This window comes from Lonsdalea britannica, from assembly GCF_003515985.1.
Lineage (GTDB): Bacteria > Pseudomonadota > Gammaproteobacteria > Enterobacterales > Enterobacteriaceae > Lonsdalea > Lonsdalea britannica.
The window spans coordinates 65,632-83,551 of sequence record NZ_CP023009.1 but is presented as its reverse complement, the minus strand read 5'-3'; the positions used below and the strand labels follow the sequence as shown (position 1 = coordinate 83,551).

The following is a 17,920-nucleotide window of genomic DNA, read 5'->3' as shown; positions in this document are numbered from 1 at the left end:
CGTGTTGATTGACTATGAGATCTATTCCTATGAAAAGAAAATCATTGGTTCTGAGTGCATTGACGTTAAGCCTGGCAATGGCCACAGGGACGGTTCCGGCCATCGCGGCGGAATCGGTCTCCTCCTCCAGCCAACAGCTGCCCAGTCTGGCGCCCATGCTCGAAAAAGTGATGCCTTCGGTCGTCAATATTTCCGTCGAAGGACATGCGCCGGTCAGCCGGGCGGGCAGCGGGGCTATACCGCCTCAGCTACAGCCATTCTTTGGTGAGGATTCCCCGTTTTGTCAGGAGGGTTCGCCGTTCCAGTCCTCACCGATGTGTCAGGGCGGAGATGACGATGGCAATCCTAATCAACAGCCGCGTCAGCAGCAGACCTTCCAGGCGTTGGGCGCGGGCGTGATTATCAATGCGGCTAAAGGTTACGTGGTGACGAACAATCACGTGGTCGATAACGCCGACAAGATCCAGGTGCGTCTCAATGACGGACGTAAATACGACGCGCGGGTGATCGGCAAAGATCCGCGATCCGATATCGCCGTGGTGCAGATCAAAGACGCCCGTAATCTGACCGAGCTTAAAATGGCGGACTCCGATCAGCTGCGCGTCGGCGACTATGCCGTTGCGATCGGCAATCCTTACGGTCTGGGCGAAACGGCGACCTCCGGGATCATTTCCGCGCTCGGTCGCAGCGGGCTGAACATCGAAAACTATGAAGACTTCATTCAGACGGATGCGGCGATCAACCGGGGTAACTCCGGCGGCGCGCTGGTTAATCTCAACGGCGAACTGATTGGCCTGAACACGGCGATTCTGGCCCCGGACGGCGGCAACATCGGCATCGGTTTCGCCATTCCGAGCAATATGGTGAAAAATCTGGTGAATCAGATCGTTGAGTTTGGTGAAGTGAAACGCGGCGAACTGGGTATCGTCGGCACGGAGTTGAACTCCGAGCTGGCGCAGGCGATGAAGATCGACGCCCAGCGTGGCGCGTTCGTCAGCCAGGTTCAGCCGAAATCGGCGGCGGCGGGGGCCGGGATCAAAGCTGGCGACGTTATTGTGTCGCTGAACGGTAAAGCGGTCAGCAGCTTTGCGGCGCTGCGCGCACAGGTGGGGTCGTTGCCTGCGGGCACCAAGCTGACATTGGGTCTGCTTCGAGACGGCAAGCCGGTTTCCGTGGACGTGACGTTGCAGCAAAGCAGTCAGGCTCAGGTGGCGGCGGGCAATCTGAACTCGGGCATTGAAGGCGCCGAGCTCAGCAATACGCAGCTCGACGGCCAGAAAGGCGTGAAGGTCGAGAAGGTGAAACCCGGCTCTTCCGCGGCGCGTATCGGCCTGAAACCGGGCGATGTCATCCTTGGCGTGAATCAGCAGGCCGTGGCCAACATTGGCGAACTGCGCAAGATTTTGGACGGCAAACCGCCCGTGCTGGCGCTAAATATCCGCCGTGGCGACAGTAATTTGTATCTGTTGCTGCAGTAATCCGATCGGGCTGGCGTCGTTCGCGGCGTCAGCCTTTCCCCCGGTTCTTTGCGCGCGCGGCCAGCCCAATTTAAAACCCCAAAAATTGTGCGAAGAATATAACGGGATTGCATAAATTATCGCGAAACAGTCTTTTTGCCGTCCTCCCATATCCTCTATTGTCCAGTCTTACTTCCTGCCTGATAACACACTTAGCTTATCGCTATTTCCGGCTATGGCGCGCTCTCCACAGACTGCCGCAACGCCAGACCCTATCAGGACGGACCCATAATTAGCCCGGTTGCCTGCGGGTATCGAACTGAATGACTTCTTGAGGGAGTGATAACTATGTCAAAGCGTCGTCTGGGGCTGTCGTTGGCTGCCGCAACCCTGTTGTTTTCAGGCGTTGCCTCTGCAGCAACAGAACTGCTGAACGTGTCTTACGACCCTACGCGGGAGTTCTATCAGGACTATAACGCCGCTTTCAGCAAGCACTGGAAGGCCACCACGGGTGAAGATATCTCGATCAAGAATTCCCACGGCGGCTCCGGCAAGCAGGCACGTTCGGTTATCGACGGACTCCAGGCGGATGTTGTCACACTGGCATTGGCGGGCGATATCGATGCGCTCAACCTCAATAAAAAACTCATTGACCCGAACTGGCAGGCTCGTTTGCCGGATAACAGTACGCCTTATACCTCCACCATCGTGTTTCTGGTGCGTAAAGGAAACCCTAAACAGATCAAGGATTGGGGCGATCTGATTAAACCCGGCGTGCAGGTGATTACGCCTAACCCGAAAACGTCCGGCGGGGCGCGTTGGAACTTCCTGGCCGCTTGGGCTTATGCCAAACATTTGCCGGGCGGGACCGACGAAAGCGCGCTGAAATTCGTCACTGAACTGTATCGTCATGCCCCGGTGCTGGATACCGGTGCGCGTGGCTCGACCGTCAGCTTCGTACAGCGTCAGCTCGGTGATGTGCTGATCGCCTGGGAAAACGAAGCCTATCTGTCTTTGAAAGAGCAGGGCGGCGAAAATCTGGAGATCGTCACTCCGTCGCTGTCCATATTGGCTGAACCGCCGGTGGCCGTTGTCGACAACGTGGTCGAAAGAAAAGGCACGAAAAAGCAGGCGGAGGCGTATCTGAACTATCTTTATAGCGATGAAGGGCAACGTATCATCGCCAAACACTTCTACCGTCCGCGTAATGAAAAAATTGCGGAAGAGTTCAAGAGCCAGTTTGCTCCGGTGAAACTGGTGACGATCGACAGCGACTTCGGCGGCTGGAAGCAGGCTCAGCCCAAGTTCTTCGCTGATGGCGGTATTTTTGACGGCATCTTCGAAAAAATTAATCAGTAAGGTATCTCATGATGTAAACCGCCCCGGTATGGGGCGGTTTTGTCACGCAGGGATGCGGGAGACCTTTGTGGTCTGGTAGATAAAAAGAAAGGCTTGTTATGTCACGACGCGCTTCGCCGGTGATGCCCGGTTTTGGATTGACGTTAGGGTTTAGCCTCACCTATCTGGGGCTGATTGTTTTAATCCCGCTGGCTGCGATGTTCCTCTACGCCAGCCAACTCACACTGACCCAGTTTTGGGATCTGATCACCAGCCGACAAGTGTTGTCCTCGGTGCGGCTTTCGTTTTCCACGGCGTTATCTGCCGCCTTTATCAACGGCATTATTGGCACGCTGTTGGCCTGGGTGCTGGTGCGCTATACCTTCCCAGGGCGCAAAATTATCGATGCCATGATCGATATGCCGTTTGCCTTGCCCACCGCCGTGGCCGGTATCGCGCTGACGTCGCTCTACGCGCCAACCGGACTGGTGGGCAGCTTGTTTCCCTTCAAGATCGCCTACACCCCATTGGGAATAACGCTGGCGCTGATTTTCGTCACGCTGCCGTTCGTGGTGCGGACGGTACAGCCGGTGCTGGCGGACATTCCCAAGGAAGTTGAAGAGGCTGCCTCTTGCCTTGGCGCAAGGCCGCTGCAGATATTTCGTCATGTACTGCTCCCCGCCATTCTGCCTGCCTGGTTGACCGGCTTCGCGCTGGCTTTTGCGCGCGGTGTGGGCGAGTACGGTTCCGTGGTGTTTATCGCCGGCAATATTCCGTTCAAAACAGAAATCATGCCGTTGCTGATCGTTTCTAAGCTGGACCAGTACGATTACAAAGGGGCGACCGGTATCGGCGTATTCATGCTGGTGCTGTCATTCATTATGCTGTTGCTGATCAACGTGTTGCAGCGCCGAATTCAACCAAATCGCTGAGGGATGATGATGGATAACACAGTCTCCGTGTCGGATAAGACACGCTCTGTTTCCCGGCGGCCTGTCACTTATTACACCTTGGTCGGGCTTGCCTGGGTGGTCTTTGTGCTGGTGTTGGTGTTGCCGCTGGTGATGGTGGTGACACAGGGATTACATAACGGCGTGGGCGCCTTCTGGAATGCGATTTCCGAGCCCGACGCCGTGTCGGCCCTCAAGCTGACGCTATTTGCCACGGTCATTTCCGTCCCGCTGAATATGATTTTTGGTCTGGCGACGGCATGGTGCGTGACCAAGTTCGAATTTCGCGGCAAGACGCTGCTGCTGGCCCTGATCGACCTGCCGTTCTCGGTCTCTCCGGTGGTGACGGGGCTGGTCTATGTGTTGTTGTTCGGGGCGCAGAGCAAGCTTTACCCGTTCCTGATGGAGCACGATTTGCAGGTGGTCTACGCGGTGCCGGGCATCGTGCTGGCGACGATCTTCGTAACGCTGCCCTATGTGGCGCGCGAGCTGATCCCGCTGATGGAGCAACAGGGGTCGCAAGAAGAAGAAGCCGCTCGCCTGTTGGGGCGAATGGTTGGCAGATGTTCTGGAACATTACGCTGCCGAACGTGAAATGGGCACTGATTTACGGCGTGGTGCTGTGTACGGCGCGCGCGATGGGCGAGTTCGGTGCGGTTTCCGTGGTGTCGGGACATATCCGCGGTATGACGAACACGCTGCCCTTGCACATTGAAATTCTCTATAACGAATACAACATCGTCGCGGCGTTCAGCGTGGCTATTCTGCTGCTGGTGATGTCGTTGGTGATACTGCTGCTGCGCCAGTGGAGCGAGGCACGGTTGACAAAACAGGTAGAGCAACAACAGGAGCTGGCCAAAAATGAGCATTGAAGTCCATAACGTTAACAAGCAATTTGGTCAGTTCCGGGCGCTGAATGCGATTAACTTGTCCATTCAAAGCGGCGAGTTGGTGGCGTTACTCGGGCCGTCCGGCTGCGGCAAGACGACCCTACTGCGCATCATCGCCGGACTGGAGCAGCCTGACAGCGGCAATATTGTGTTTCACGGCGAAGACGTTTCGGTGCATGACGTACGCGATCGCAACGTGGGCTTCGTGTTTCAGCACTATGCTTTGTTCCGGCATATGACGGTTTTCGACAATGTCGCCTTTGGCTTACGGATGAAACCGAAAGCGATACGCCCGTCCAAACGCGACATCGAAACCAAAGTGCATGAATTGCTGAATATGGTACAGCTGGACTGGCTGGCGGATCGGTATCCTGAGCAGCTTTCCGGTGGTCAGCGCCAGCGTATCGCGCTTGCCCGCGCGTTGATCGTCGAGCCGCGAATTCTGTTGTTGGATGAACCCTTCGGGGCGCTGGACGCGAAAGTGCGTAAAGAGTTACGGCGCTGGCTGTCTCGTCTGCACGAGAATATCAATCTGACGTCGGTGTTCGTCACTCACGATCAGGAAGAGGCGATGGAAGTGGCCGATAGAATCGTGTTGATGAATAAAGGGGTGATTGAGCAGATCGGCACGCCGCATGAGGTCTATAACCATCCGGCCAGCGAGTTTGTGTACCATTTCCTTGGCGACAGTAACCGACTCACGTTGTCTGAATCCGACAAATCCATCCTGTTCCGCCCGCATGAAGTGGTGTTGTCGAAAGATCCGCAGCCGGACTACCAGCCGGTTGCCGTTAAAGATATCCGTCCGTTGGGGGCGTTAACGCGTCTAACGTTGCAAATTGAAGGGAATCCCGAGCTGATTGAAGCTGAAGTCGCGCATGACGACGCCACGCTCGCCGGACTGCATCGGGGTGATGTCATTCAATTCAAACCTAAGACCTACAATCACGACTGGGAAATTTAACTCTTATGGAATGACGTGGCCTGAGTAAACTGGGCCGCGTCGTGCTATTTTCCAGATCTCAACAAGCATGTAATAACCATATACATTATTACCACCCTATCTAAATAACGTATTTATCAAACTGACACCCACCTCGCCAATATTCTTCATCGCTGACTTTTTGCGCTGAAGCTATTTTTTTATCTTTAATAAGCGTCGAAAAATAACCTTAGGCTAATGTCCATTTTCTGTTCAATACCGCTTTTGTTTTCTACGTGATATTTATGGATATATCCTATTGATCCCCCCCAATATAAACCCCGGCGACAGAGAGAGATAATAAGCGTTGTGAATGCGACGGCGGGAATGGGAAACTCGGACGAATGAAACTGTTTTTTGCTATGTGAAAAAAGAAATGCATCTGAATAATCATATGCAAGAAAAGGAAAGGTGGATTTTTTATTATTCTTGATCGCTGGTTAATAACACAGATAAATGCGTAAGCGTTTCGGGTCTATTTCCTCTTTCCTTGACTAACTATTTCGTTAGTATTTTGTCTGTTTTTTGATAAAAGCGCGTTGCCTGCTTATTTTTTGCGTTCGTTATTTTACGACGGGTTTGTTATTCAGCGTCGCCGGGGACACTGGTCCTATCAGTGTTTTTATTTTTTCTTTACTTAGCGCCGGGGCGGGCTTAATGGAAATAGGGAATAGCCATAAAAGCCGCGTGTGCGAAGTTCGTTACCTTTATTCAGCGAATATCCGCGAAGCGAATCGTCGTATTATCCGCGGAATAGGGGCTTGCGATGAATTGCAACAGGTCAGAGGACCATGGAGTCTATTCTTCCGTGGCCCATCCTCCGCGACGGAGCGTCGGTGAAAAACCGGCAACTGCCGTCATTTTTTGAGCACGATTTTCAGCGCCTTCGCGGCGGCCCATCGGCCTACTCTTCCGGGTATTATCCCTTAATTGCCGGGGCGCGAAGGCCTTTTGGGAACCTGTCGACTGTTCGCCTCTCGGTCAGCCGATGCTTGACCTCTCTTGCCATCGCCGCATCGCCCTGACGTTTCCATCACGAATGCCCCTGACTGGCATGGCGAAAGCGACCCGGCACGGGGCTCCGTCCAGCCATTCTCCGTCCAGCCGTTGCGACCTGCCGCCGCATCAGCCGGGGCTTTTGTCCTTGATGCGTCTGCTTTCGATGCCTTTGTCCGGGCGTTCGCAGCCCCGAATCCGCTCTGGTATCGCGCCGAAAGGGAACGCTGTGTGGTTTACGTGAAGCGCGCATCGGCTATTCGCCGTCGGCCTGGCGTGGACGAACGTTCCAACAAGCGGACGCGCGAATCCCCGGTTTTCCGGCGGTCAGATGGGGGTGACTCAGGCATTGGTGGGATGTGGCAGGGGGATTGCGGTGTTTCAGGCGCGGCGTGAGCCGTGGAAAACGCCGCCCGGACCGACGGGGAGTGTGGTCCGGGCGGGGCGATCAGTCGTCGTCGGCGGCGGTGTCGCTGGCGGCGCCGCCCTCAAACAGCGAGCCTTGAATGCGCGCCTGCTCCTCTTTGCGGACGCGTTTGACGACGCTGTAGATCCACTGTAGCGATACGCCGTATTTGCGGGCCAGATCGTGGTGATTTTTGCCGTTGAAGTCGCTGAAGATCTCCTGGTCGCGCTGGCTGACTCTCCAGGCCATTCCCATCGGGAAGTAGACGTTTTGTCCGCCCCACACCTGCATCATCCGGCTGGCCACGGCTTCGCCTATCTGGTCGGCGGTGCGGGTGTCGATATCGACGGCCTCGTGCAGAATGTTGGCGGTGTGCTGTGCAAGCTCGACCAGCAGCTCCGGGCCTTTACTGCGAAAACTGTTGCTGTTTGTCATGATGTATTCCTTTCCTTAATGTCAAAAACAATGGATTTCACTGCGATTTCTCCGTTAACGGAGGGATGGACGACCGGCGCGGACGCCGGTCAGGGTCTTATTGACGGGTTCCTCCCGTGTCGTCCGACGCCGCGGCGTCGGTGTTCAGCGGCGTGACGGTGGCATCGGCCACCCGCACGCCCTGATCTTCCAGCAGCATGACCAACTGGTCGTTGGCGGACTCGATCAGGTCCGGCAGCCCCGCGCCGAGCAGCTGGGTCATCAGCAGGGTCATCTCCTCCTCGTGGTCGTCCAGCTCCGCCGTGACGGCGCAAGACAGGTCCACCGCGCTCAGTCCGCGCGCCGCTTTTTCTTTTTTGTGCGTAATGTTGATGATGATTTTGGCCATGATTAGAGTCCTTTAATAACGTCTGAATTGATGAGGGGGATGCCGATGCTGGCTGCCAGATTCATGGCGGCGATCATCAGGTTGCCGATAGCTAAGGGGTAAAGCAGGCTGACCGCATGGCGGCCGCTTGCATGGAAACAGAGGCGGGCGCGGAGGGCGTCCAGCGCGCCGTCGTCGAGAACGTCGTCGAGCGCTTTGCCGACGCGGCCCAGTTTGAAGCTGAGGAAATCCGCCAGCGCCCCGTCCAGCGGTCGCAGTTCGACCACTTCGCAGCGTTGCACGACTTCGCGCACCTCGGGGTTGCGTTCGCTGAGTTTGGACGCCAGCTCCGGCTGCCCGATCAGCACGATGGACAGCAGTTTTTTGAAGCCGCTCTCCAGCTCGAAAAATCGCTTGAGATGCTTGAGCGTGGGGATCGGCAGGCTGTGCGCTTCTTCGATGATCAGCACATGGCTGTAGCCGCTGCGGCTGCTGTCGCGCAGCACCCGGTGCATCTGGCGGAAGCGGGCGTCCTGCGTGCGCTTGATGGGTTCGAGCGGCGCCAGCGTGCTGATCACGGCTTCGGCGATGCCTACCGCTTTCAGCGTCTTGCCTTTAACGTCGTTGTCTTCCATCGCCAGCGTGTACGGCTCGATGACGACGACCGGGGCGCGCTCGCGCTCCAGCCGGTCGATCAGGTCGCGGCGCAGCGTGGACTTGCCCGCGCCGGACTCGCCGATCACCGCCATGAAGCCGCCGTAGCACGCGGTCTGGTGCAGCGCTTCCCGCACATAACGAATGTCGGGCGTGACGAACACGTCTTCCGCGCCTTGCAGCGCGTCTTCCGCGAACGGGTCGCGAAACAGTCCGAACGCTTTGCGGGTTTCGGGGTGCAACACCTGTTTTTTCAATAACATCCTTGCCTCCATCACGCTGAATGAACGCGTCCTGACGGCGTGCCGTCGGGGCGTTGTGCGGTCTCGCGTGGTCTGTGCGACGTGCTTTCACGCCGAAAAAAGGTTGAGCGTCCCCTGGGCGGCGCGATATCGCGTCGCTCTGGGTCGGCGGGGAGGGCGGCCTGTTGCGGCGGCCCGGTCAGGTTGCGGCGCGGTCGCGCTGAGAAATTACGGCCCGTTGACGATGCGGGCGGGCGGCGTCAGCAGTTCGTCAGCCAGCGTCTCCAACGCGTCGATCGGCACGCCGTCGGGATAGCGGGCGGCCAGTTGACGATAGTGCGCCGAGGTCCAGCTCTGCCGCTGGCTCAGGAAGCGCTCGCGCAACAGGCGGGCGGCTTCGACGTGGCTCAGCGGACGCTGCTCCACGCGCGGGGCGCGGACCGGAGATGGCTGGCCGCGACGCGGCAGGTAGCTCGGCAATTCGGCGTCGTCGATATGCTTATACGGGTCGAGCCGTCCGCCGAACGGCAGGGCGTGGCGACGGCGGGCGTCGGCGGCATCCGTCGCGCTGTCGGTCCCGGTGATGCGCCGCTCCAGCTCGGCTTTGGCCGTCTGCGCGGGCGTGGCGGCCTGCGCGCGGAAGCGTTCGCCGATGACGGGCGCGGAGGCCGCGAAGCCGTAGGCGTCTTTCTCGACCTCTTCGACCTGCCAGTAGTGCTCGTAGCCGTCCTCGCCCATCATCACCACCTGCGCGCAGCGGCTGCGCCACGGGTTGCGGGTGATGCGCAGCGTCTGGCCGACCATCACGTCCGGCACCGACGACACGTCGTACTCCACGCCGCGGAACGAGACGCGCAGCTTCGGCGTCACCTTGCGGGTATCCGGCGCGGAGACCGCCAGTTCGCGGCAGACGTCACGCGACGGCGCTTCCACCAGCTCGCTGTCGCTGATGTTCAGCCACGCGGCGGTGCGCGTCAGCCCGGTGCGGCTGTGGACGGCGGTGGCGTTGAAGTGGCTGCGCCATTTGGCGGCCAGCGCGTTCAGCTCTTCCAGGCTGTGGATCGGCTGGAACTTCAGGCCGGGTTCCAGCTTGCGTTCGATGATGTCGCGGGCTTTCTCGACCTGGCCGGTGGCGCGGGCGGAGTGCGCCTTGTGGGCGATCAATTCGATGCCGAGCGACTGGCACAGGTTGCGGGTCATGCTCGCGGTATTGGCGGAGCCGGGATCGAGGTAGAGGATGCGCGGTACGCCGTGCAGGACGTCGGCGCCGCCGCGCGCCTGCATCGCGTTGATCAGCACCGAGCACAGGTTCTCGCCGGACTCCGCGCCCATCACGTATTCCACGTAGATCCAGCCGGTGGCGTGGTCGGTGATTTCGTAGCTCCACACCCGGTCGCTGGCGATGCGCGCCAGGTTGGCGGGCTTGTTTTTGTAGAAGCGCGCGCTGTCCATCACCTGTAGCCCTTTGCGGCCGTTGCTGAGGTAGTAGAGCGTGCAGAGCGACGCGTCGATTTCCCAGACGTGGTTGGGATGACGGCTTGCCAGTTCGGTGACCGGCGCGGGGGCGCTCAGCTGGTCCGGATGCAGGCCGTAGCTGCGCAGCGCGCGGCTCAGCGTGGAGGCGGACAGCGGGATGCACTCGCCGGTGGTCGGGTCCATGCGGCTGGCGTCGATCAGGCCGTTGGCGCGCAGCGTGTCCGCCGCGTCGGCGATGGCGTACAGGCGTTTGCCGTTTTTACGCGTCGCTTCCATCAGCGTGGCGGCCAGCAGCGCGGCTTCGTCGCGGGTCAGCGCGCTGTTGCCGGCGTCGCTGCGCTGCTTGCGAGGGCGGCGGGGCATCGCCACGGTCTTCAGCTTGCGCAGCAGGGTGCCGCGGGACATACCGAGTTCGGCGCAGGCGGCGTCGTAGATCGGACCGCGTTGGCCGTGTCCGGCTTCGCGCGCGGCGCGGGCGACAGCGACCAGTTTTTCCGTCAGGGCGGCGTTCATCATCACTCCTCAGACCGTCTCGACGTGGGGCAGGCGAGGTTCCGGGGCATCGAGCCAGGCCGGTTTCAGGCTGGCGTTCGGCGCATCGTCCAGAAAGAAGCGCTCGCGCAGCTGGTGGATAGCGCGCTCCAGCTGGCACAGCAGGCCGTTCATGAACTCGGTGGGCGGCGACTGGAGGCTGTTTTCGCTGATGTCGACCAGCGCGCTGAAGCCGGCCTGCAGTTTGCCGAGCAGGTGCGCTTCGGCGTCGAAGGCGATGGCGCCGACTTCCGCCCGCAGCTGCGCGCTCTGCTGGTCCGGCTCCGGCGGCTGAATGCGGGACTTTTTCTCCAGCCGGGTGGCCAGTTCGTCGATTTTGCTGTTTTTATCGGCCAGCACCCGCTGCTGCGCGGCGCTGTTTTCGCGGGATTCGCGCAGGGCCGCCTTCAGTTCTCGGCTGGTCATGCGGTCGATCTCGTCGAGCGTCGCGCCCGCCACCGTGCCGCCTTCGGCCAGCTGATCCAGCTCGTCGTCGTCCAGCACCATCAGTTCATACAGCTTGGTTTTGCCCAGAACGCGCAGCGATGAGCGCTTTGGCTGCGTGCTGTCGCCGTAGCCCAGAAACTTGACGCTGGCCTGCATCATGCGGCGCGCCACCTGCGGCGCGAGTCCCAGCTCGTTTTCCACGATGGTCGTGAAGGTGCCGTGCGGTTCGTTTTCTTTGAGGATCACCAGGCGTTTACCGGCTTCCAGCATCGCTTCCGCGCTTTGCGCCATGTAGAAACGGGCTTCGTGCACGATGCGGTCGCGCTCGTAGGGCAGACCTTCGCCGTACTGCTGCATGATGCGCGTCTGGTGCTGCGACAGCGCGTTCAGGTTTTCGTCGAGATCGCGGGCCAATGCGGCATCCGCAACTAATTCAAGCGGTGGAGTTTTTATTCTTGCCATGTGTGTGAGTCCTTCTACTACCGGCTGCCGGCCAGCAAACGCTGGTTCATTTCGTTGATGCGGTCTTGAGCGCGAGCGACTTCGTTGGCATGAGCCTGAGCGATTTGCAGGGTTTGCATGCTCAGTGCGAAACGCCCGTTGTCCAGCCGTTGCGCCAATCCTTCTTCGATCAGGGTGTGCAGCGCGCGGTGGATGTTGGCGGGCGACTCGTCGAGCGCCGCCGCCAGTTCACCGTTCGAAACGCCGCCGAGCGTGTGGCCGCGCAACGCCTTGAGAACGCGCAGAATACGAACGCCTGCGCTGGATACGTTTGCCTTGCTCATGCCACATTCTCCTTTTTTTAATATGTGATAATCTGTTACGCAGGTTGATAACCATCAAACGGGTTGAGGCGCTTTCAGGCCGAGTTTCACTGCAATTTCATGGCCTTTTCCGTATTTCGCCTTCGTTAGTCCATTCAGTACGCGGTAGACGTCTGAGGGGCGGTAGCCGTTTTCCTCGGCCCAGCGGTTGAATGTCCAACCGTTTTGCCGGAACAGCTGTTTGACCTGCTCGGGGGTTTTCATCGAGATGGCTCCTTTTTCTACGAAGAAAGTGTTTATTTGTTCAATAGATTTTGTGAACTTTAGTTCTCATTGTCAATGGGGTTTTTGTGAACTTTGATTCTCTTTGTGCTCAGCGTCTGAAATCTGAGCGAAGTCGGCTAGCGTTGAACCAGGGCGAAGCCGCGGCCAGATGCGGCGTGTCTCGTGAAATGTGGAGCAAATATGAGCGCGGCGTTGCGGTGCCAGGAGGCGATGTGTTCGCCGCGTTTGCACAGTCGGGCGCTAACGTGCAATTCATTTTGACCGGCGAGCAGGGCGCGTCTTCGGAGACGCGTGCTGGCGCATTGGATGCGGAGCTGCTCGCAAAAATTGTCCTAAAATTGGAAATGCTGGCTAAACAAGCGGGACGACGCTGGACGTCAGCGGAACTCGTATTACAATCAGCAAAAATATATAACTTCCTAATTAAAGAACCTGCTATCGATAATGATAGGATTGATAGCGTGCTGAAGTTGGTTATAAATCATTGATAATATAAAGGACTAATCATGGACAGAAGAGATAATGAATTACAGGAGCTTGCAGATCAGGTCGCGGGCAGTTTAAAAATGCTTCCCCAAGAGAACCTGGATCGACAAATAACGATAAGCGTCGGGGGGATAATCCCGGCTCCATACATGTCGGGTCCGTCGTGAATATAAATCCCGCGCCGGTAAGACCCCCTGAGTTGCACGAGATGGATGACCGAACTTTACTGAATATGAAAAAAGCCCTGATATCAAACCGTAATGAATCCTCGCGCCGCTGTTATTTCAATATCCCGTGCATCCTCTTATTCGGATTGATTTCTGGCGCGTTTATTTTTGTTCTGTGGAATATTTTTCTTATACTCCACCAAAAACCCACCTTGTTAGATTTAGACGAAAAGAAACTGATTATTTATGCCAGCTGGGTATGTTTAGTGACGCTGGCAGGTAAAAATCTGGAGAAGATCCGAAAAATCGAATCCCGGATAGCCACGGAAAATCAGACTATTATTGATACTATCGATGTCATCTTGTTTCGCCGAGGCAGGTAAGGGAAACACCTGACGCCTTGCGGAGTCCCCTGAAGCCATATCGCGCGGTGGGAGCGGTTTTATCCCTGATTTCCGTGCCGAGCACAGACATTCATCATCTTTGCCGAAGCCATTTAATGGCGCCGTAACGTATTCGCTTTTCGGCGATGTGCGAAAATAGGTCGGCGCGGCCGGACCATAAAATAAGCGAAGGCGATATAAAGACTCTGGATAGTCAATATCAACAATAACCGCAGGCTGATGTATTTATTGAATTCATTGTTACTTCCCTGGAATATACCAATAAAGTTCCGCATGGGAGCGTGGGCGGCAACAGCACCCTCCCGGGCGGAACCTGGCCCTTCTTATGATGTCATTTGTCATGTTGTTCGAACACGGACCGCCACCCGATAACGTTGCGACGCGCGGGCGGAATAGCGATGTCATCATGATGCTTCGCCGTTCGCCGCATAATCCGCCTTAGCGCCCATTCTGGCGCTCGCGGTTCCCCGTTGGCACGCGGGGACGGCGAGTGATGTCAGCACGGTGCCGCCGTTTCGCTCTTCTTCGGTGGAGGGGAATTTCCGACGCGTTTGCGTCGGCAGATCGCTACGCCCGGCATACGCTCAACACCAGAGCGTATCCCAGGCGTAGACGGGGCGGCAAGGCGGTGTGAAAACGCGGAATAAACGAACGCTCAATCATGCCTCTCTTCCTGATTTCCCCCCGGACAAACGTGCTAGCGTGTTGCTCTTTCCCCCTTAATGCCCCTGAAGTGTTGGCGTCATGATGATGTCCTTACGACCCGTTTTAACGGTACTGCTTTCCGCCAATCTTCTGGCGTGCGCGCCCTATGATTATGATGCGGAGCGAAACAGAAAAACCGTCACTCCCTCGCCAATCCCAGGCTATCTCCATGATAAATAGTGGAATTTCATCAAAAGTCGCCGTATGGAGCGTGTGAGTCAGCAGGCGTGCCGTGAGTACGGTTCGAACTGCGGGCGTCCTTTCGGTTGGTCGCCACTCGTCGGCCTGCCGCTACGGTTGAAAACTGACGGGTGGGGGACCACGCGGTGTCAGCGAACGGGATGATGGCCGCTGCGAGGGGTTGCTGCCGCCGATATCCCCGAGCGCGACGCCGCTGATATCTCGCACGTACGCTGAATCCCTGTGGCGTCCACGGGCGGGACGAGTGCCTCTGCGAGGGGTTGCTGCCGCCGATGTCCCCGAGCGCGACGCTGCTGAGGTGTCGCGCGAACGCTGAATCCCTGTGGCGTCCACGGGCGGGACGAGTGCCTCTGCGAGGGGTTGCTGCCGCCGATGTCCCCGAGCGCGACGCCGCTGATGTGTCGCGCGAACGCTGAATCCCTGTGGCGTCCGCGAGCGGACCGAGCGCCGCCGGGAGAGCGTGACGTCAGGCCGCGCGCCCTCTCGATCATCCCTGCGCCGACTTTCGGGCATACCCGACGGACGCGCGCAGGGCGATGTCGACATCAGGGACAAGATCGCGTCCGCCGGTAGGAAAACAGAAAAGGGCGAAGACGTCGCTGGCGGATTTTTATTCGAGCGTCTACGCTTGGCCGTTGTGTAAAAACTGGCCGGACTCGTTGTGATATTGCAAGTGTCGCCTTTCCGATACGGGCAGAGTGCGTCGGTGTCGCGATTGTCGCTTTTTTCATGCGGGCAGGTGGCGTCGGTGTCGCGATTGTCGCTTTTTTTATGCGGGCAGGTGGCGTCGGTGTCGCGATTGTCGCTTTTTTTATGCGGGCAGAGTGCGCCGGTGTCGTGAGTGTCGTCTTTTGAAGACGGGCAAATAGCGCCGGCGGTGGTCTATCGTGATTGCCCGATGTTGAGCGCTTTGGACGTTGTGCGGTTTTCACTTCCAGAGCCTGTTTTTCGCATCCCTCGATTTGAATTTCTGATGATTTTCCTTCCGCTCTGAACAACGCCAACCCTTGAGCCACGCGGCCTGCAAGGGTATGGACGCTATAATCTCGTTTACAATCTCCCCCCGATCGTCTCCGTAATGCTGTGTGTATTTCACTTCTCAAGGAGACTGTTATGCAAAGTAAAAAACGCCGCATCATGCGGCTTGAACGCCTGTTGGGCTGGCAACTGACGGCGCTGCTGCTGCTAGGGCTGATCGCGCTGGTGTCGCCGCAGCAGCTGTCGGTGGTGATCTACAAGATCTCGCTGATTACGCTGGCGGCGGTGCTGGGCTACTGGCTGGATCGTTCGTTATTCCCGAAGGCCTCGTTGGGGCAGTATCTGGAGCACGATCCGGAGCAGATGGCGCGGGGGCATTATCCGGTGCGGGCCGGTGCCGAGCAGGTATTCGCCGCCGTGTTGCTGCGTCGCGCGATTATCGTCGCGGCCGTGTGTCTGTCTGTGGCGACGGGGTTGTAATCATGTTGTCGCCACAAACCGTGGGCCTGCTGTTGTCCGCGCTGCTGTTGGCGTCGTGGGCGGGCGCTCCGCGCTCCGCTCGCGCTGACGATCAGGCGCCTGCCGCCGCGCAGCGCTATCGCAGCGAGCTGATCCGCAGCGCTCGACTGGAGTGGGGGCTGTCTGCGCCCGTGGCCGACTTCGCCGCCCAACTGCATCAGGAGAGCGGCTGGAATCCGCAGGCGGTGTCGCCCGTCGGCGCGCAGGGGCTGGCGCAGTTTATGCCCGCCACCGCCGACTGGGTCAGCGGCATCATGCCCGAACTCAAGACTAATCAACCCTTTAATCCAAGCTGGGCCATCCGGGCGCTGACGCACTACGACCGTTGGTTATGGGAACGTCTGCGCGGCGACGACGCCTGCGAACGCATGGCGATGACGCTATCGGCCTACAACGGCGGACTCGGCTGGGTGCAGCGCGACCGGCGTCTGGCGGAGAAGCGCGGGCTGAACGGCCAGCGCTGGTTCTCCCACATCGCCGGCGTCAACGCGGGTCGCAGCGCGGCCAACTTCCGGGAAAATCGCCACTATCCGCAGCGCATCCTGATGGAACTGGCGCCGCGCTACCTGACCTGGGGAGGGGCCAGCTGTGTTCACTAATCTGATCCCCTGGCGCTGGCTCGGCGCTTTCGCACTCGTGCTGCTGCTGGCCTTTGGCCTGTACTACAACGGCTATACGCGCGGACACGCTCAGGCCGCCCGCGACGGCGAACTGGCGCTGAGCGAGTTGAAAAACCGTCACGAGCAGGCGCTGTTGGCGCAGGCCGAAGAGGATAACGAGGCCCTGACGGCCTGGCAGCAGCGCTATCAAGAGCAGGTTGTTTCAGCGGCGGAGGCGGAAAAGCGCTATCTCGCCACCGTCTCCGACCTGCGTCGCACCCATCAACAGCTACAGAGGAAAATTGATGATGTTACCCATCGTTGGCAAGATGAACGCGGCCAGAGTCACGCTATCGAGTGCGTGTTTACTGCTGGCTTCGTGCAGCAGTACAACGCCGCCTACGGCCTGTCTTCCCTCACCGCCGATGCGGGAAACCCCGCCGCCGCTGCCCGCCGCGCTGGCAGCGCGTCCGGAGCCGTTGCCGCCGTTGATCCCCGGCTACGCGATTCCGGCGTCGCCCAACGCGATCTCCTCGCTCACGCCACTGAAACCGGCGCCGCCTATCGACGGCTCGCCGCCCAGGTGAATGCGCTGCTGGACTATATCGCGGGGCTGGAGAGATGAAGGTCGAGATTGAATTCTGGACGCTGGTCGGCCTGCTTCTCTCCTTCATGGGCTTCGTTTTCGCCGTCGCGAAGATGTTTTTTGCCCAAATGGAGAAGCGTCAGGCCGAGCAGTTCCTGGCGCTGGACACCAGTTTCAGGACCAGCATGGGCGACCTCAACAGTCTGGAGCGCGAGTTTATGGCGTTCAAGGCCGATCTGCCGCTGAACTACGTCCGCCGTGAGGACTACATTCGCGGACAGACGGTGATTGAAGCCAAGCTCGACGCGCTCTACAACAAGTTGGAGCTGGTGCAACAGCATGGGAGATCCTAGCGGTGGAAATGTCTCGATTGCGTCAGGAGTCCATGCGTTGGCATGTCCTGGTGACGCTAAGCCGTGCGCGGCCGTATCCCGTCAGCCTGTTTTTTCTGCTGGAGGTGATTCGCGGGATATATCCCGATGTGACAGCGCCCGAATTGCGTAGGGCGCTGGACTATCTGACCGAAAGCCATACGGTCTCGGTCAAACCAGAGCCATATGGCAGCGGGACTGTGAGCCTGACCCGCCTTGGCGCGGATCTGGTCGACTATACGGTCGACAGCCTGCCCGGCATCGCTCACCCCACCAAATATTGGCACGACTAAACCTCAAGCGTCTCCGCGCGTCGTCTTCGTCGTGGAGACGCTTTTTTCATTCGGCGACGTCATTCCACACTTTCCACTGTCGCTATTCTCCGACAACGTCATGCTGATGTGTTCGTCTATTTTGGCCTGTGTCGTTTAAACCCGACGGCTGAAAGCGGTTGTCTCCCTTTTCTCCGGGCTTTTGTCGCCAGCGCCCGACGGCTGGATATCGATGTCTCTGTTTGCTTAGGGTTTTGTCGCCAGCACCCGACGGCTGATAGTCGGTATCTCTATTTGTTCAGGTTGTTGTCGCCTGAACCCGACGGATGGGCGTGGGATTGATACCTGCTCAATCGCTGTTATTTTCTGGCGACATTTCAAATGCTGCTCTCACCAGTCACCAGTCACCAGT

At 58.4% G+C, this 17,920-nt stretch carries 17 protein-coding genes and 2 pseudogenes; 12 read left to right on the top strand and 7 right to left on the bottom strand.

Features of this window, described 5'->3' with window-relative positions; genetic code table 11:
* Positions 1 to 29 precede the first annotated feature (29 nt).
* From degP to CKQ53_RS00415, 5 genes and pseudogenes are all read left to right on the top strand, one after another.
* Positions 30 to 1,478: a serine endoprotease DegP gene (degP, locus tag CKQ53_RS00435; protein WP_094118335.1), complete on the top strand. Its 1,449-nt coding sequence runs from the start codon at positions 30 to 32 to the stop codon at positions 1,476 to 1,478.
* 327 nt (positions 1,479 to 1,805) lie between these two features.
* The gene (locus CKQ53_RS00430; protein WP_085651225.1) at positions 1,806 to 2,816 is read left to right on the top strand and encodes a sulfate ABC transporter substrate-binding protein; all 1,011 of its coding nucleotides are present in this window, start codon (positions 1,806 to 1,808) and stop codon (positions 2,814 to 2,816) included.
* A 98-nt stretch (positions 2,817 to 2,914) separates the two neighbouring features.
* Complete coding sequence (cysT, locus tag CKQ53_RS00425) at positions 2,915 to 3,727, top strand: sulfate ABC transporter permease subunit CysT (RefSeq protein WP_085651226.1); 813 nt, start codon at positions 2,915 to 2,917, stop codon at positions 3,725 to 3,727.
* A 9-nt stretch (positions 3,728 to 3,736) separates the two neighbouring features.
* Positions 3,737 to 4,617, top strand: a pseudogene (gene cysW, locus CKQ53_RS00420) (sulfate ABC transporter permease subunit CysW).
* Positions 4,607 to 5,599 (top strand): sulfate/molybdate ABC transporter ATP-binding protein, encoded by a 993-nt coding sequence (locus CKQ53_RS00415; RefSeq protein ID WP_118894525.1) that lies wholly within the window; start codon positions 4,607 to 4,609, stop codon positions 5,597 to 5,599. Before cysW ends, CKQ53_RS00415 begins: the two are co-directional and overlap by 11 nt.
* Before the next feature lie 1,462 nt (positions 5,600 to 7,061).
* On the opposite strand, the gene CKQ53_RS00410 is transcribed toward CKQ53_RS00415, so the two are convergent.
* The 7 genes and pseudogenes from CKQ53_RS00410 to CKQ53_RS00380 all read right to left on the bottom strand — a co-directional run bounded on the left by CKQ53_RS00410 (position 7,062) and on the right by CKQ53_RS00380 (position 12,199).
* Positions 7,062 to 7,454 carry a Mor transcription activator family protein gene (locus tag CKQ53_RS00410; RefSeq protein ID WP_085651229.1) on the bottom strand — a complete coding sequence of 131 codons (393 nt, stop codon included), beginning with the start codon at positions 7,452 to 7,454 and terminating at the stop codon, positions 7,062 to 7,064.
* Positions 7,455 to 7,551: 97 nt separating this feature from the next.
* The gene (locus tag CKQ53_RS00405; protein ID WP_118894523.1) at positions 7,552 to 7,842 is read right to left on the bottom strand and encodes a hypothetical protein; all 291 of its coding nucleotides are present in this window, start codon (positions 7,840 to 7,842) and stop codon (positions 7,552 to 7,554) included.
* 2 nt (positions 7,843 to 7,844) lie between these two features.
* Positions 7,845 to 8,747: pseudogene (locus CKQ53_RS00400) on the bottom strand (ExeA family protein); the annotation flags it as partial.
* Positions 8,748 to 8,945: 198 nt separating this feature from the next.
* The gene (locus CKQ53_RS00395; protein ID WP_094118333.1) at positions 8,946 to 10,706 is read right to left on the bottom strand and encodes a DDE-type integrase/transposase/recombinase; all 1,761 of its coding nucleotides are present in this window, start codon (positions 10,704 to 10,706) and stop codon (positions 8,946 to 8,948) included.
* Between the two features lie 9 nt (positions 10,707 to 10,715).
* Positions 10,716 to 11,633, bottom strand: a complete 918-nt coding sequence (locus CKQ53_RS00390; protein WP_085651233.1) for a DUF3102 domain-containing protein — start codon at positions 11,631 to 11,633, stop codon at positions 10,716 to 10,718.
* 17 nt (positions 11,634 to 11,650) lie between these two features.
* Entirely contained in the window at positions 11,651 to 11,956 is a 306-nt protein-coding gene (locus tag CKQ53_RS00385; RefSeq protein ID WP_085651234.1) for a helix-turn-helix domain-containing protein, read from the bottom strand.
* Positions 11,957 to 12,010: 54 nt separating this feature from the next.
* Positions 12,011 to 12,199, bottom strand: a complete 189-nt coding sequence (locus tag CKQ53_RS00380) for a DNA-binding protein (RefSeq protein ID WP_085651235.1) — start codon at positions 12,197 to 12,199, stop codon at positions 12,011 to 12,013.
* Between the two features lie 86 nt (positions 12,200 to 12,285).
* Here CKQ53_RS00380 and CKQ53_RS00375 point away from each other — a divergent pair, with 86 nt between their 5' ends.
* The 7 genes from CKQ53_RS00375 (at position 12,286) to CKQ53_RS00345 (ending at position 17,529) form a co-directional block, all read left to right on the top strand.
* Positions 12,286 to 12,708 carry a helix-turn-helix domain-containing protein gene (locus CKQ53_RS00375; protein ID WP_162896316.1) on the top strand — a complete coding sequence of 141 codons (423 nt, stop codon included), beginning with the start codon at positions 12,286 to 12,288 and terminating at the stop codon, positions 12,706 to 12,708.
* Positions 12,709 to 12,914: 206 nt separating this feature from the next.
* Complete coding sequence (locus tag CKQ53_RS00370) at positions 12,915 to 13,256, top strand: hypothetical protein (RefSeq protein WP_118894521.1); 342 nt, start codon at positions 12,915 to 12,917, stop codon at positions 13,254 to 13,256.
* 2,040 nt (positions 13,257 to 15,296) lie between these two features.
* Positions 15,297 to 15,641, top strand: coding sequence for a putative holin (locus tag CKQ53_RS00365; RefSeq protein WP_085651237.1), 345 nt, complete (start codon positions 15,297 to 15,299; stop codon positions 15,639 to 15,641).
* Positions 15,642 to 15,643: 2 nt separating this feature from the next.
* The gene (locus CKQ53_RS00360) at positions 15,644 to 16,279 is read left to right on the top strand and encodes a transglycosylase SLT domain-containing protein (protein WP_085651238.1); all 636 of its coding nucleotides are present in this window, start codon (positions 15,644 to 15,646) and stop codon (positions 16,277 to 16,279) included.
* The gene (locus CKQ53_RS00355; RefSeq protein WP_085651239.1) at positions 16,269 to 16,904 is read left to right on the top strand and encodes a hypothetical protein; all 636 of its coding nucleotides are present in this window, start codon (positions 16,269 to 16,271) and stop codon (positions 16,902 to 16,904) included. The genes CKQ53_RS00360 and CKQ53_RS00355 overlap by 11 nt, the downstream gene beginning before the upstream one ends.
* A complete protein-coding gene (locus tag CKQ53_RS00350) occupies positions 16,901 to 17,218 on the top strand; it encodes a hypothetical protein (RefSeq protein WP_026741167.1) in 318 nt (105 codons plus the stop codon). The genes CKQ53_RS00355 and CKQ53_RS00350 overlap by 4 nt, the downstream gene beginning before the upstream one ends.
* A gap of 32 nt (positions 17,219 to 17,250) precedes the next feature.
* The gene (locus tag CKQ53_RS00345; RefSeq protein WP_244200980.1) at positions 17,251 to 17,529 is read left to right on the top strand and encodes a hypothetical protein; all 279 of its coding nucleotides are present in this window, start codon (positions 17,251 to 17,253) and stop codon (positions 17,527 to 17,529) included.
* The last annotated feature ends 391 nt before the right edge of the window (positions 17,530 to 17,920 follow it).

Coding starts and splice junctions, on each gene's coding strand:
- degP (WP_094118335.1), top strand. CDS start 30: ATGAAAAGAAAATCATTGGTTCTGAGTGCATTGACGTTAAGCCTGGCA.
- CKQ53_RS00430 (WP_085651225.1), top strand. CDS start 1,806: ATGTCAAAGCGTCGTCTGGGGCTGTCGTTGGCTGCCGCAACCCTGTTG.
- cysT (WP_085651226.1), top strand. CDS start 2,915: ATGTCACGACGCGCTTCGCCGGTGATGCCCGGTTTTGGATTGACGTTA.
- CKQ53_RS00415 (WP_118894525.1), top strand. CDS start 4,607: ATGAGCATTGAAGTCCATAACGTTAACAAGCAATTTGGTCAGTTCCGG.
- CKQ53_RS00410 (WP_085651229.1), bottom strand. CDS start 7,454: ATGACAAACAGCAACAGTTTTCGCAGTAAAGGCCCGGAGCTGCTGGTC.
- CKQ53_RS00405 (WP_118894523.1), bottom strand. CDS start 7,842: ATGGCCAAAATCATCATCAACATTACGCACAAAAAAGAAAAAGCGGCG.
- CKQ53_RS00395 (WP_094118333.1), bottom strand. CDS start 10,706: ATGAACGCCGCCCTGACGGAAAAACTGGTCGCTGTCGCCCGCGCCGCG.
- CKQ53_RS00390 (WP_085651233.1), bottom strand. CDS start 11,633: ATGGCAAGAATAAAAACTCCACCGCTTGAATTAGTTGCGGATGCCGCA.
- CKQ53_RS00385 (WP_085651234.1), bottom strand. CDS start 11,956: ATGAGCAAGGCAAACGTATCCAGCGCAGGCGTTCGTATTCTGCGCGTT.
- CKQ53_RS00380 (WP_085651235.1), bottom strand. CDS start 12,199: ATGAAAACCCCCGAGCAGGTCAAACAGCTGTTCCGGCAAAACGGTTGG.
- CKQ53_RS00370 (WP_118894521.1), top strand. CDS start 12,915: ATGGATGACCGAACTTTACTGAATATGAAAAAAGCCCTGATATCAAAC.
- CKQ53_RS00365 (WP_085651237.1), top strand. CDS start 15,297: ATGCAAAGTAAAAAACGCCGCATCATGCGGCTTGAACGCCTGTTGGGC.
- CKQ53_RS00360 (WP_085651238.1), top strand. CDS start 15,644: ATGTTGTCGCCACAAACCGTGGGCCTGCTGTTGTCCGCGCTGCTGTTG.
- CKQ53_RS00350 (WP_026741167.1), top strand. CDS start 16,901: ATGAAGGTCGAGATTGAATTCTGGACGCTGGTCGGCCTGCTTCTCTCC.
- CKQ53_RS00345 (WP_244200980.1), top strand. CDS start 17,251: ATGCGTTGGCATGTCCTGGTGACGCTAAGCCGTGCGCGGCCGTATCCC.